Origin of the sequence: Lysobacter terrestris (assembly GCF_014489475.1) — a bacterium.
In the GTDB taxonomy this organism is placed as follows: domain Bacteria; phylum Pseudomonadota; class Gammaproteobacteria; order Xanthomonadales; family Xanthomonadaceae; genus Agrilutibacter; species Agrilutibacter terrestris.
In genome coordinates this window covers 1,610,449-1,623,670 of sequence record NZ_CP060820.1, presented here as the reverse complement: position 1 = coordinate 1,623,670, position 13,222 = coordinate 1,610,449, and the positions used below count along the sequence as shown (strand labels likewise).

10 protein-coding genes are annotated in these 13,222 nt (G+C 70.1%); 7 read left to right on the top strand and 3 right to left on the bottom strand.

Annotation, left to right across the window (positions count from 1 at the left end):
* Positions 1-123: 123 nt before the first annotated feature.
* Entirely contained in the window at positions 124-717 is a 594-nt protein-coding gene (locus H8B22_RS07620; protein WP_187710861.1) for a DUF938 domain-containing protein, read from the bottom strand.
* Positions 718-746: 29 nt separating this feature from the next.
* Positions 747-893, bottom strand: coding sequence for a hypothetical protein (locus H8B22_RS07615; RefSeq protein ID WP_187710860.1), 147 nt, complete (start codon positions 891-893; stop codon positions 747-749).
* Positions 894-1,093: 200 nt separating this feature from the next.
* On the opposite strand from H8B22_RS07615, the gene H8B22_RS07610 reads away from it, so the two are divergent.
* The 5 genes from H8B22_RS07610 (at position 1,094) to H8B22_RS07590 (ending at position 5,303) form a co-directional block, all read left to right on the top strand.
* A complete protein-coding gene (locus tag H8B22_RS07610; RefSeq protein WP_187710859.1) occupies positions 1,094-2,512 on the top strand; it encodes an MBOAT family O-acyltransferase in 1,419 nt (472 codons plus the stop codon).
* Between the two features lie 13 nt (positions 2,513-2,525).
* A complete protein-coding gene (locus tag H8B22_RS07605; protein ID WP_187710858.1) occupies positions 2,526-3,707 on the top strand; it encodes a hypothetical protein in 1,182 nt (393 codons plus the stop codon).
* Positions 3,708-3,865: 158 nt separating this feature from the next.
* Positions 3,866-4,246 (top strand): I78 family peptidase inhibitor, encoded by a 381-nt coding sequence (locus H8B22_RS07600; RefSeq protein WP_208456878.1) that lies wholly within the window; start codon positions 3,866-3,868, stop codon positions 4,244-4,246.
* A 167-nt stretch (positions 4,247-4,413) separates the two neighbouring features.
* The gene (locus tag H8B22_RS07595; RefSeq protein ID WP_187710857.1) at positions 4,414-4,869 is read left to right on the top strand and encodes a ribonuclease domain-containing protein; all 456 of its coding nucleotides are present in this window, start codon (positions 4,414-4,416) and stop codon (positions 4,867-4,869) included.
* Positions 4,869-5,303, top strand: coding sequence for a barstar family protein (locus H8B22_RS07590; RefSeq protein WP_225876158.1), 435 nt, complete (start codon positions 4,869-4,871; stop codon positions 5,301-5,303). The genes H8B22_RS07595 and H8B22_RS07590 overlap by 1 nt, the downstream gene beginning before the upstream one ends.
* A gap of 13 nt (positions 5,304-5,316) precedes the next feature.
* Here H8B22_RS07590 and H8B22_RS07585 read toward each other — a convergent pair whose 3' ends face one another.
* On the bottom strand, positions 5,317-6,570 hold the full coding sequence (locus H8B22_RS07585) for a TCR/Tet family MFS transporter (protein ID WP_187713571.1): 1,254 nt from the start codon (positions 6,568-6,570) through the stop codon (positions 5,317-5,319).
* Positions 6,571-7,177: 607 nt separating this feature from the next.
* Here H8B22_RS07585 and gltB point away from each other — a divergent pair.
* Positions 7,178-11,689, top strand: coding sequence for a glutamate synthase large subunit (gltB, locus tag H8B22_RS07580; RefSeq protein ID WP_187710855.1), 4,512 nt, complete (start codon positions 7,178-7,180; stop codon positions 11,687-11,689).
* Between the two features lie 5 nt (positions 11,690-11,694).
* A complete protein-coding gene (locus H8B22_RS07575; RefSeq protein ID WP_187713570.1) occupies positions 11,695-13,197 on the top strand; it encodes an FAD-dependent oxidoreductase in 1,503 nt (500 codons plus the stop codon).
* Positions 13,198-13,222 lie beyond the last annotated feature (25 nt).

Here is a 13,222-nt window from a genome sequence, read left to right as displayed (position 1 = left end):
ACGCCGTGCTTTGAGTCAGAGCCAAAGGCAGAAGCAGCTCGCTGCGCTCGCCCCCTCACCCGCCTTCGGCACCCTCTCCCCGTCGCAGGCGACGGGGAGAGGGAGATCGGACAGCTCAACGGCTCAACGCCGCCACACCAGCGTGCGGTTGTTCGCCGGCATCGCCACGTCGGCGACCAGCGCCAGGCCGATGTTGCGCGCCAGCACGTCCACCGCCTCGAAGTCGCGGATGGCCGAGCGCGGATCGCGCGCCTGCAGCCACGCATCGAAGTCGCGGTTGCTGTCGCTGCTGTACTCGCCGCCGTAGTTGAACGGGCCGTACACCGCCAGCACGCCGTCGCTGCGTGTGAGCACGCGATCGACCCCGGCGAAAAACGCTTCGACTTCGGCCCAGCCCATGATGTGCAAGGCGTTGGCGCTGAACACCGCATCGAACGTTGCCGGTGGCCACGCATCGCGCACGTCGAGCACGAGCGGCGCCGGCGTGTTCGCCAGGCCGGCCTCGTCCAGCCAGGCGCGGATGCCGGCGAGGTTCTCCGCGACGTCGGAGCACTGCCAGGCCAGCCATGGCATCGCCGCGGCGAAATGCACGGCGTGCTGGCCGGTGCCGCTGCCGATCTCCAGCACGCGCCGGCGCGATGCAAAGTGTTCGCGCAGCACGGCGAGGATCGGATCGCGGTTGCGTTCGCAGGCGGGGGCGTAGGGTTTCGCGGTCACGGTCGTGGGCCCGGGCAGGGCCCCGCACGCTACACCCTGCGCCCGCTCTCGCGCATCAGCGGGTCGAAACGCTCCCAGCGCAGCCGACTGCGGTAGACCTTGGTGCTCGGGCGCCATTCCACCGCGCCTTTCGAGACCAGCAGCGTGCCGAAACGCGCGCCGTCGCGCTTCACCACGAACTCGATGTCTCGGCCCCAGCGCGCGCGGGGACGCTGAAGGTGACCGCGTGCGCCATGTCGCGCTCCTGCCTGCGGCGCTGCCGCATGGACGCGATCAATCCCCCGTGCGGGGGTGCGCCGGGGCTGTCCGTCCGCACGGTGCGATCGGCGTTTGTTTTCTCATGGGCGGCATTCGCGGCCGCCGGAACGCGCTCCACATGGTCTTCAACTCGCTGACCTTCGTGGTGTTCTTCGCCTGCGTGCTGGTGCTGCACCGCCTGCCGCTGGGCTGGACCACGAAAAAAATCAACCTGCTCATCGCGAGCTACCTGTTCTACGCCGCCTGGAACCCGCCGTTCGTCGTGCTGCTGTGGGTGTCCACGGTGGTCGACTGGTGGGCGGCGAAGAAGCTGGTGAATGCGCAGAAGCCGGCCTCGCGCCACGCGTGGATGCTGCTGTCGGTGGTGGTCAACCTCGGCATGCTCGGCTACTTCAAGTACGGCGGCTTCCTGACCGCCAACTTCGCCGCGTTGCTGGCCTCGCTGGGCGTGGCCTGGCAGCCGCCCAAGCTCGACATCGTGCTGCCGGTCGGCATCTCCTTCTACACCTTCGCCACGCTGTCCTACACGCTCGACATCTACCTGCGCCGCGCCAAGCCGGCGAACAATGCCCTCGACTACGCACTGTTCGTGACCTTCTTCCCGCACCTGGTCGCCGGACCGATCATGCGTCCGACCGAGCTGGTGCCGCAGTTCGCGCAACCGCGGCGCGCGAGCGGCGAGCAGCTGTACTTCGGCCTCGCGCTGATGACGCTGGGCCTGTTCCAGAAGGTGGTGCTCGCCGACGGCTTCCTCGGCCCCGCGGCCGAAGACGTGTATTCGCCGATGGCCGGCGCGCCGGGCGCGCTCGACGCGTGGATGGGCACGCTGGCCTTCAGCGGACAGATCTTCTGCGACTTCGCCGGCTACTCGACCACCGCGATCGGCGCGGCGATGTGCCTGGGCTTCGCGATGCCGGACAACTTCCGCTTCCCGTACGCAGCGGTGGGCTTCTCCGACTTCTGGCGGCGCTGGCACATCACCCTGTCGGCGTGGCTGCGCGATTACCTGTACATCCCGCTGGGCGGCAACCGCCACGGCGCCGCGCGCACCTACTTCGCGCTGCTGGCGACGATGCTGCTGGGCGGGCTGTGGCACGGCGCGAGCTGGACCTTCGTGGTCTGGGGCGGGCTGCACGGCCTGTACCTGGCGGTCGAACGCGCGCTGCGCACGCGCTTCGCCGGCTACGCGCCGGGGCCGCTCGCGGTGTTCGGACTCGGCCTGCTCACCTATGCGCTGGTCAACATCACCTGGGTGTTCTTCCGCGCGGAAGGCTTCGGCCAGGCGTGGACGGTGCTGCGCGGCATGTTCGGCGGCAACCCCGGCGCGGCGCCGATCCTGCACACCGCGCAGCTGACCACGGTCGCATTGATCGTGACCGGAATAGTCATTGCGCACTGGCTGATGCGACGCCGCACGCTGGAGGCGATGCTGGCGCAGCGGCATCCCGTGCCGTTGGCGGCGTGCATGGGCGTGATGGCGTTCGCCGTCGCCGCGACGCAGGGTTCGGGCAATGCCTTCATCTATTTCCAGTTCTGACGCAGGCGCCACGATGGTCCCCGACGGCACCGCCCCGCGCGAATCCCTCGCCCGCGAACGCTTCGAGCGCCCGGGCTTCGTCCGCCTCACCGCTTCGGACCGCCCCGGCGTCGCCCAGCCGGTGCCCGAACGCGACATCCCGCCGCAGCCGTGGCGGCGGATCGTGTTCGGTGCCTTCGCCGTGTTCCTGCTGTTGCTGGCGGCGTGGGAAGGCTACTGGCGCGACTTCGGCGCCACGCCCGGCTACCGCAACAGCAACGGCGCCTGGGCCGAGCAGCGCCGCCGCATCGACGCGGGCGAAGGCGGCGGCACCGTGCTGGTCGGCTCCTCGCGCGTGCTGTTCGACGTGCAGCTGGCGCAGTGGCAGGCGATCGCCGGCGAGCGGCCGATCCAGCTCGCGCTCGAAGGCACCTCGCCGGTGCCGGTGCTGGAGGATCTCGCCGCCGATCCGAACTTCACCGGGCGCCTGCTGGTCGGCGTGGCCCCGGAGCTGTTCTTCAGCGGCTTCGCCTACCGCGGCGAGGCGATCGCCCACTACCACCGGCAGGGACCGTCGCAGCGCAGCGGCCACTGGTTGTCCAAGCGCCTGCTCGAGCCCTACTTCGCCTTCTACGACCCCGACTTCGCGTTGCCGACGGTGTTGCTGCGCCAGGACTGGCCGTTGCGGCCGGGCCTGCGCCAGGACATGCCGGTGCGCAAGCTCATGGAGATGGGGCCCGACCGCGACACGCACATCTGGGGCAAGGTCGAAACCGATCCGGACTATCGCGCGCTGACGCGCCGCGTCTGGCTGCACCGCCTGCAGGGCCCGCCGCCGCCGATGTTGGACACGCCGGCCAAGCTGCAGAAGGTGGTCGCCACCCAGATCGATCGCGCGACGAAGGCGGTGGCGACGCTGCGCGCGCGCGGCGTGCGCGTGGTGTTCGTGCGCCCGCCCAGCACCGGCGCGTACTACGCCTTCGAACGAAAGGTGCTGCCGCGTGCCGCGACCTGGGACGTGTTGCTGCAACGCACCGGCCTGCCCGGCATCCACTTCGAGGATTACCCGCAGCTGCAGGGCTACGAGCTGCCCGAGTGGTCGCACCTGACCCGCGCCGATGCGAAGCGCTACACCGTCGCGCTCACGCCGCTGGCCATGCGCGAGTTCGAACGGCAGGAGCGCGCCGCGACAGCGACGACGACCGCGGCGCGCTGAGGCGCGTACAGGCGTCGAACGCGCGTCACGCCTGTTCATCGCGCACGGCGGCCGCGTCGTATTGCCGCGCTGCGCGCAGCGCGCGCCGGAGTCGCGCGTTGACCCGTGGCAAACGAACGCGCTGCCACACTCGCGGCTCCGTCCCCCAGGAGTCGCGCATGTTCCGTCCCACCCTTCCCCTCGCCGCCGCATTGCTGGTGCTGCTGTCGGCCTGCGCCAGCACCGGCGAGTCCAGCGCCTCGGCGGAGGCCACCATGGCCGCGGACGCGCAGACCGCCGCGACCGATACAACCACCACGGGCGCCGCGGACACCACGACCACCAACAGCACCGTGGGCGGCTGCAATGCCGACGCCGCGCGCAGCGTCGTGGGGCAGATGGCATCGCCCGACGTCATCGACCAGGCGCGGCTGGCCGCCGGCGCCGAAACCGCACGCACGCTCAAGCCGGGCCAGGCGGTGACCATGGAGTTCAACGGCAACCGCCTCAACCTCGACGTCGACGCCGGCAACACCGTCACCAACGTCCGTTGCGGGTGACGCGCAGCGTCCAAGTCCGCGCCGGCGATGGGGCCGAAGCTGCCGCCCCGGCTCCATCGCCGCCGTAGCCGGCTCGCCCGCGTGCGCGGGACGCCCGATTCCACGGTGTTTCCACGGCATTTCCGGCGATTCCGACGGCTGGCATCACCCTTGCATGATGCAGGTGCATGCGTCGTTCAAGCTGGATCATCGTTGCCGCCCTTCTCGCGCTCGGCCTGTGGCTATGGCTGCAACCGCACGCGTCCGCACCCGTCAGCAGCGCCGGTGCGCCTGCCAGCGCCCCGGTCGCGACCCCGCAGGCCGTGCCGGCGCCGCCAGCGACCCGCGCGGACGCACCGGCCGCGGGTTATCCGGCCTTCCTGCCGACCGAGGCGCATGCGGTCCTCGCGCGCATCGCCCGCGGCGGTCCGTACGAATACCGCCAGGACGGCGGCGTGTTCCAGAACCGGGAACGCCGCCTGCCCGCGCAGCCGCGCGGCTATTACCGCGAGTTCACGGTGGAGACGCCCGGCTCACGCGATCGCGGCGCACGCCGCATCATCACCGGCGGCCAGCCGCCCCGCGAGTACTGGTACACGGATGATCACTACCGCAGCTTCCAGCGGTTCGAGGTGGCGCCATGATGGCGGTTGACGTCCGCGAGGTACTGGCCGATCCCGCCCAGGGCGGTGCCTACTTCGTCGATGCGCGCGAAACCGCCGCGCTCGCCGCCGCCGCGCGCGCACTCGACTTCATGGTCACCCAGATCGACCTGGGCGGCGTTCGCGGCAAGGACGACATGCTGGCGCGCTTCGCCGCCGCGCTGGAGTTCCCGGCCTGGTTCGGGCGCAACCTGGACGCCCTGGCCGACTGCCTCGGCGACCTGTCGTGGATGCGCGCCGAGGGCTACGTGCTGCTGCTGGAACACGGCGACGCGTGGCGCCAGGCCGACGACGAGAACTTCGCCACCCTGCTCGACATCCTCAACGAGGCGGCCGCCGAATGGGGCGACCGCGGCGTACCGTTCTGGGCGCTGATGCCGCTGCCGCAGGACCAGCTCGACAAGCTGGCGTTCTAAGCGCGCACAGCGTTTACGCCGGCTGCGGCACCGCCTGCGGCGCGCGCGCGAAGCGCCACGCCATGCCCAGCGCCACCACCAGCAGCAGGCCCGCGGCCCAGAACGGCGCGCCCGGCTGCTGCGCCGGCGCATGGTCGCCGATGAACCAGGCAAAGATGCCGGTGTAGAACTGCGGCGCGAGGATGCCCGCCAGGCTCATCAGGCTGCTCAGCGCGCCCTGCACGCGGCCCTGCACGCTGCGGTCGACCTGCTTGGTCACCAGCGCCTGCGTCGCCGGCATCGAGAAGCCCCAGAACGCCATGACCGGAATGCCGACCAGGAACAGCATTCCCGTCGGCGCCCAGCCGTAGATGGTGAAGCCGACGATGCCGGCGCACAGGCCGACCATCAGCGTGCGCCGCTCGCCCCACGCCGCGACCGCGTGCCTGACCAGCACCGCCTGCACGATCACCCCGCACACGCCGACGATCGCGAGCACGCTGCCGACCGCTTCCGGGCCCCAGTGGTAACGGTAGTCGGCGAACAGCACGAAGATGTTCGGATAGACGAAGTGGGCGAGGTTGAGCAGGAACACCACCGCCGCCAGGCCCCAGATCTGCGGGTAGCTGCGCAGCAGCTTGAGCGAGCCCAGCGGATTGGCGTGGCGCCAGTCGAACGTCGGCGAGCGGTGCTCGCGCGGGTGCGACTCGGGCAGCACGAACCAGCCGTAGATGAAGTTGCACAGCGCCAGGATCGCCGCGCCCCAGAACGGGAAGCGCAGGTCGATCACGCTCAGCCAGCCGCCCAGCACCGGGCCGACGATGAAGCCCAGGCCGAACGCGGCGCCGAGCATGCCGAACGCCTGCGCGCGCTTTTCCGGCGCGGTGATGTCGGCGATGTAGGCGTTCGCGGTGGTGAAGCTGGCGGAGAACACCGCCGAGATTACCCGCCCCACCAGCAGCCACGGCATCGAATTGGCCAGCGCCATGAAGATGAAGTCGACGCCCAGGCCGAAGCACGACAGCAGGATCACCGGACGGCGGCCGTAGCGGTCCGACAGCGCGCCCTGCACCGGCGCGAATACGAACTGGATCGCCGAGAACAGCACCCCGAACACGCCGATCCAGTGCGCGGCGCTGATCGTGCTGCCGCCGGCGAACTGCTTCACCAGCAGCGGCAGCACCGGAATGATCAGCCCGAACGCGAGGATGTCGATCAGGACGGTGACGAAGATGAAGATCAGCGCGGCCTTGCGCGCGCCGTGGTTCGGTTCGGTCACGGGAACGATTCGGAAAAAGCGAGGCGCGGAGTTTAGCGCGCGGGGGTTTCAGTTCCTGAGACGCGAGTTGCGTTGATCCGGAGCATCGCCTTGCCCTTCTCCCCGCGATAGCGGGGAGAAGGTCGAAACGGGCGACAGCCCGTTGAGGGAAGGGCGGATGAAGGGCGCTCTTCGCCCCGCGCACGCCCCCTCACCCTGCGTTGCTGCGCAACGCTGTCCCTCGCTCTGCCCCCGGCCCTTGCACGTAGCGCAAGGGCGTTCAGTCGGGCGTGCGCCAGTGGCGCACAAGCGCCCGCCTTCACCCCGCAAGCGGGGCGAGGGAGGCCTCGCGCTGTGCGAACGCGGCGAAGAAGAACCCGAGCCAGAACTCTAGAAACAGTTTCAATTTCAACCACTTATCCGCGCAAAAACTAATTTGCCGCGGCGCACAAAACATGCTCTATTCGGGTCATCCAGGGAGTCAGGCCGGACGGACCGCGCAAGCGAACCGCGGCCTGCCGTCCGCGCCATTCGAGGAACGCCGTACCGCACCACCGACAGGGACATCCGCTCCATCGCTGCACGCCTGCGCTTCGCGTCGTCCGCCACCCGCTTCACGGAATCACCGAGGAACGCCATGGACCCCAGCCCCGCACCGGGCCCGCAAGGTTTGTACGACCCGCGCGACGAGCGCGATGCCTGTGGCTTCGGCCTGATCGCGCAACTGGACGACGCGCCGTCGCCGGCGCTGGTGCAACGCGCGATCGCGGCGCTGGTGCGGATGACCCATCGCGGCGGCGTCGCCGCCGACGGCCTCAGTGGCGACGGTTGCGGCCTGCTGATCCGCAAACCCGATGCCTGGCTGCGCGCGCTGGCCGCCGAAGCGAACATCGCCCTCGGCCAGCTGTACGCCGCCGGCCTGGTGTTCCTGCCGCACGACGCCGCCGCCGCCGCGCGCGTGCGCGACACCCTCGCCACTGCCTTGCGCGAAGTGCAGCTCGCGGCGGCCGGCTGGCGCGTGGTCCCGGTCGATCCCGGCGCCTGCGGCGAACGCGCGCGCGCCGCGATGCCGCGCATCGAACAGCTGTTCGTGGTGCCCGCGCTCGACATCGACGGCGCGCGGCCCTCGCCGGAGCGCTTCCAGCACGCGCTCTACCTCGCCCGCCGCCGCGCCGAACAGCGCCTGCACGACGTCGCGGACGCCTACGTGGTGTCGCTGTCGGCGCACGCGATCGGCTACAAGGGCATGGTCCTGCCCGACCGCCTCGCGCAGTTCTATCCCGACCTGCAGCGCCAGGAGCTGGCCAGCAGCGCGGTGGTGTTCCACCAGCGCTTCTCCACCAATTCCGCGCCGCGCTGGCCGCTGGCGCAGCCGTTCCGCCTGCTCGCCCACAACGGCGAAATCAACACCATCTCCGGCAACCGCGCCTGGGCACGCGCACGCGCGCACGAGTGGCGCACACCGGCTTCTGCCGAGAATCAGCTCGACCCGCGCGAGTTCGATCCGGTGATCAGCAGTGATGGTTCGGATTCGCAGTCGCTCGACAACATGCTCGAGCTGTTGCAGGCCGGCGGCTGGGACCTGCTCAAGGCGATGCGCATCCTGATTCCGCCTGCTACTCAATCACTTGAGTACAAGGACGCCGACCTCGCCGCGTTCTACGACTACTACGCGATCAATTCCGAACCGTGGGACGGCCCGGCCGGCATCGTCACCACCGACGCGCGCTTCGCCGCGTGCACGCTCGACCGCAACGGCCTGCGCCCGGCGCGCTGGGTGAAGACGTTCGATCGCCATTTCATGATCGCCTCGGAAGCCGGCGTGTTCGACATCGCCGAGCGCGACGTCGAAGCCAAGGGCAAGCTCGGCCCCGGCGAGATGATCGCCGCCGACCTGGCGCAGGGCGTGGTCCTCGACAGCGAGGCGATCGACGCGATCAACCGCGCGCGCGCGCCGTACAAGCGCTGGCTCAAGCAGGGCATGACCTACCTGCACAGCGAGCTGATCGATCCCAGCCTCGCTGCCGAACCGTTCGACCACGAGACGCTGACCCGCTTCCAGAAACTGTTCCAGCTCACCCGCGAGGAACGCGAGCAGGTGCTGCGCCCGCTCGCCGAGACCGAGCAGGAAGCGGTGGGCTCGATGGGCGACGACGTGCCGATGGCGGTGTTGAGCCAGCAGGTGCGGCCGCTGTACGACTGCTTCCGCCAGGCCTTCGCGCAGGTGACCAACCCGCCGATCGATCCGTTGCGCGAGGACTGCGTGATGTCGCTGGCCACGCAGCTGGGCCAGGAAGGCAACGTCTTCGCCGACGGCGTGGACGGCGACGCGGGTGCCGCGGCCGTGCGCCACGTGCTGCTCAACTCGCCGGTGCTGTCGCAGCGCAAACTGCGCCAGCTGCTGGCGATGCCGCCGTTCGCCGACGCGCACGCGCTGGTCGACCTCAACTTCGCCGCCGACGAAGGCCTGGAAGCCGCATTGCGCCGCGTGTGCGCGCAGGCCGAACAGGCCGTACGCGACGGCGCGATCCTGCTGCTGTTGAGCGACCGCTACCCGCAGCCCGACCGGCTGATGGCACACGCGCTGCTGGCCACCGGCGCGGTGCACCAGCACCTGATCCGCGTCGGCCTGCGCTGCAAGGCCAACCTCGTGGTCGAGACCGGCACCACGCGCGACCCGCACCACTTCGCCTGCCTGATCGGCTGCGGCGCCACCGCGGTGTACCCGTACCTCGCCTACCAGACCCTGCACGACCTGGGCGTACGCGGCATCCTCAAGACCAAGCACAACGAGGTCGCGCAGATCGGCCGCAGTTACCGGCGCGGGGTCAAGAAGGGCCTGCTCAAGATCATCTCGAAGATGGGCATCGCCACCATCGGCAGCTACCGCGGCGCGCAGCTGTTCGAGATCATCGGCCTCGACCGCGCCGTGGTCGACCTGTGCTTCAGCGGCACGCCCGCACGCATCGGCGGCGCCGGCTTCGCGGCGTTGCAGGGCGATGCGCAGCACCTTGCCGACCATGCGTGGAACGCCAACGCGTTGCCGGAGATCGGCGGCCTGCTCAAGTACCTGCCCGGCGGCGAATACCACCTGTTCAACCCGGACGTGGTCACCACGCTGCAACGCGCGGTGGCCACCGGCGAATGGAGCGACTGGCAGCGCTACGCGGCAGCGGTGAACGAACGCCCGGCCGCGGCGCTGCGCGACCTGCTGCAACTCAGGCCTGCCACGACCCCGATCCCGCTCGAGGACGTCGAACCCATCGCCGCCATCGTGCGCCGCTTCGACACCGCGGCGATGTCGCTGGGCGCGCTGTCGCCGGAAGCACACGAGGCACTCGCCATCGCGATGAACCGCCTCGGCGGACGCAGCAACTCCGGCGAGGGCGGCGAGGACCCCGCGCGCTACGGCACCGGCAAGGTCTCGAAGATCAAGCAGATCGCCTCGGGCCGCTTCGGCGTCACCCCCGAATACCTGGTCAACGCCGAAGTGCTGCAGATCAAGGTCGCACAGGGCGCCAAGCCCGGCGAAGGCGGGCAGTTGCCCGGGCACAAGGTCAACGAACTGATCGCGCGCCTGCGCCATGCGATGCCGGGCATCGGCCTGATCTCGCCGCCGCCGCACCACGACATCTATTCGATCGAGGACCTCGCGCAGCTGATCTTCGATCTGCGTCAGGTCAATCCGCAGGCACTGATCTCGGTGAAGTTGGTCTCGCACGCGGGCGTGGGCACGATCGCCACCGGCGTGGTGAAGGCCGGCGCCGACCTGGTCACCATTTCCGGCCACGACGGCGGCACCGGCGCGAGCCCGCTGTCGTCGATCCGCTATGCCGGCACGCCGTGGGAACTGGGCCTGTCGGAAGCGCGCCAGGCACTGCTTGCGAACAACCTGCGCGAACGCGTGATCGTGCAGGCCGACGGCGGCCTCAAGAGCGGCCTCGACGTGGTCAAGGCGGCGCTGCTCGGCGCGGAAAGCTTCGGCTTCGGCACCGCGCCGATGATCGCGCTCGGCTGCAAGTACTTGCGCATCTGCCACCTCAACAACTGCGCCACCGGAGTCGCCACGCAGGACGAGGCGCTGCGCCGCGACCATTTCACCGGCCTGCCCGAGCGCGTCGAGAACTTCTTCCGCCTGCTCGCGGAAGAAGTGCGGCAGTGGCTGGCGCAACTGGGGGTGCGTTCGCTGGGCGAGATCGTCGGGCGCGTCGACCTGCTCGAACAGGTCGACACCGGCAACGAACGCGGGCGCACCCCCGACCTCACGCCGTTGCTCGCCCACGATGGCCTCGTGCACGGCGGCCACTGCGGTGCGCCCGCACCGGCACCGGCAGCGACGGGGCTGGGTGCGCAACTCGACGCCGACCTGGCCGACGCGATCACGCACCTGCGCGGCGGCGAATTCGCCTACGCCATCGCCAACACCGACCGCAGTATCGGCGCGCGCCTGTCCGGGCGCATCGCCCGCGCGCACGGCAACCACGGCATGGCCGATGCGCCGATCACCGTGCGCTTCCGCGGCGTCGCCGGGCAGAGCTTCGGCGCGTTCAACGCGGGCGGCCTGCACTTCGAACTCACCGGCGAAGCCAACGACTACGTCGGCAAGGGCATGGCCGGCGGACGCATCGTGCTGAAGCCGTCGGCGGACGCACGCTACGACACGCGCCTCGCGCCGATCCTCGGCAACACCTGCCTGTACGGCGCCACCGGAGGCGAGCTGTACGCCGCCGGCCGCGCCGGCGAACGCTTCGCGGTGCGCAATTCCGGCGCGATCGCGGTGGTGGAAGGCGCCGGCGACCACTGCTGCGAGTACATGACCGGCGGCGTGGTTACCGTCCTCGGCCGCACCGGGCTCAACTTCGGCGCCGGCTTCACCGGCGGACTCGCCTACGTGCTCGACCTGGAGCGCGACTTCGTCGACCACTACAACCACGAGCTGATCGACATCCAGCGCATCACCGAGGACGGCATGGAGAACTACCGCTCGCACCTGCGCGACCTGCTGCTGGCGCACGCACAGCACACCGGCAGCGCGTGGTCGCAGCGCGTCGTCGAGGAGATGCGCGACTTCCTCGGCAAGTTCTGGCTGGTGAAGCCGAAGGCGGCGAGCCTGGAGGCGCTCGCCGAGAATCTGCGGAGGGCGGCGTGAGCAAGATGGAAGCGAAGAAGACCACCGCCAAGCCCGTGTTCGGCTTCCGCGAGCAGCCGCGACAGATGCCGGCGCGCATTCCGCTGGCGCTGCGCCAGGACGGCGACTGGGGCGAGCTGTACGGCCGCTTCGATCACGCCGAGGCGAAGAAGCAGGCCGGTCGTTGCCTCGACTGCGGCAACCCCTATTGCGCGTGGAAGTGCCCGCTGCACAACTACATCCCGCAATGGCTGGAGCTCGCGCGCCAGGGCCGCGTGCAGGAGGCCGCGTCGCTGTGCCACGAGACCAACCCGCTGCCGGAGATCTGCGGCCGCGTGTGCCCGCAGGACCGCCTGTGCGAAGGTAGCTGCACGCTCAACGACGGCTTCGGCGCCGTCACCATCGGTGCGGTGGAGAAGTACATCGTCGATGCCGCGCTCGCCGAAGGCTGGCGCCCGGACCTGTCGAATGTCATGGCCACCGGCAAGCGCGTGGCGGTGATCGGCGCGGGGCCCGCGGGCCTGTCCTGCGCGGACCGGCTCGCGCGCGCGGGCGTGGCGACCACCGTCTTCGATCGCTACGAAGCGATCGGCGGCCTGCTCCATTTCGGCATCCCCAGCTTCAAGCTCGACAAGACGGTGATGCGCGCACGCCACGAGATCCTCGACGGCATGGGCGTGCAGTTCCGCCTCGGCGTGGAGGTCGGTCGCGACGTCAGCATGGACACGCTGCTCGATGAATTCGACGCGGTGTTCCTCGGCCTCGGCAGCTACCGCTACACCGACGGTGGCCTGCCGGGTCAGGATCTGACCAACGTGCTGCCGGCGTTGCCGTTCCTGGTGCAGAACGGCCGCCTGGTCAGCGGCCTGCACCCGGAAGGCGCACCGATCGCGGGCTGGGAAGACCACATCGCCCTGCCCGACCTCAAAGGCAAGCGCGTGGTGGTGCTCGGCGGCGGCGACACCGGCATGGACTGCGTGCGCAGCGCGGTGCGCCTGGGCGCGGCGAGCGTGAGCTGCGTGTACCGGCGCGATGAAGCCAACATGCCCGGCTCGGCGCGCGAGGTCGCGAACGCGCGCGAGGAAGGCGTGCAGTTCCTGTTCAACCGCCAGCCGTTGGGCCTGCTCGGCACCGAGCACGTCACCGGCGTGCGCGTGGCCGACACCGTGCTCGGCGAACCCGACGCGCGCGGCCGTCGCAACGCGGTGGTGGTGCCGGGCAGCGAATCGGTGCTGGCGGCGGACGTGGTGATCATCGCGTTCGGGTTCCAGCCGGATCCGCCGCAATGGCTGGCGGCGCACGGCGTCGAGCTGGAGCGCGACGGGCGCATCCGTGTGGGCAAGGAGCGTTCGCGCTGTGGTGGTGGTTGCAGCGGTGCGACGGCAGCGGACACGTTGCTGCCGTTCCAGAGCACGCATCCGAAGGTCTTCGCCGGCGGCGATGCGGTGCGTGGGGCGGATCTGGTGGTGACCGCGGCCTACGAAGGGCGTGAGGCGGCGGCGGCGATCGTGCGGGCGCTCAAGAGCTGAAAAGCGCCGCGATTCACTGCCATCA

What these genes read in the sequence shown, in the direction of transcription:
- H8B22_RS07610 (WP_187710859.1), top strand. Translation starts at nt 1,094, where the DNA reads ATGGTCTTCAACTCGCTGACCTTCGTGGTGTTCTTCGCCTGCGTGCTG.
- H8B22_RS07605 (WP_187710858.1), top strand. Translation starts at nt 2,526, where the DNA reads ATGGTCCCCGACGGCACCGCCCCGCGCGAATCCCTCGCCCGCGAACGC.
- H8B22_RS07600 (WP_208456878.1), top strand. Translation starts at nt 3,866, where the DNA reads ATGTTCCGTCCCACCCTTCCCCTCGCCGCCGCATTGCTGGTGCTGCTG.
- H8B22_RS07595 (WP_187710857.1), top strand. Translation starts at nt 4,414, where the DNA reads ATGCGTCGTTCAAGCTGGATCATCGTTGCCGCCCTTCTCGCGCTCGGC.
- H8B22_RS07590 (WP_225876158.1), top strand. Translation starts at nt 4,869, where the DNA reads ATGGCGGTTGACGTCCGCGAGGTACTGGCCGATCCCGCCCAGGGCGGT.
- gltB (WP_187710855.1), top strand. Translation starts at nt 7,178, where the DNA reads ATGGACCCCAGCCCCGCACCGGGCCCGCAAGGTTTGTACGACCCGCGC.
- H8B22_RS07575 (WP_187713570.1), top strand. Translation starts at nt 11,695, where the DNA reads ATGGAAGCGAAGAAGACCACCGCCAAGCCCGTGTTCGGCTTCCGCGAG.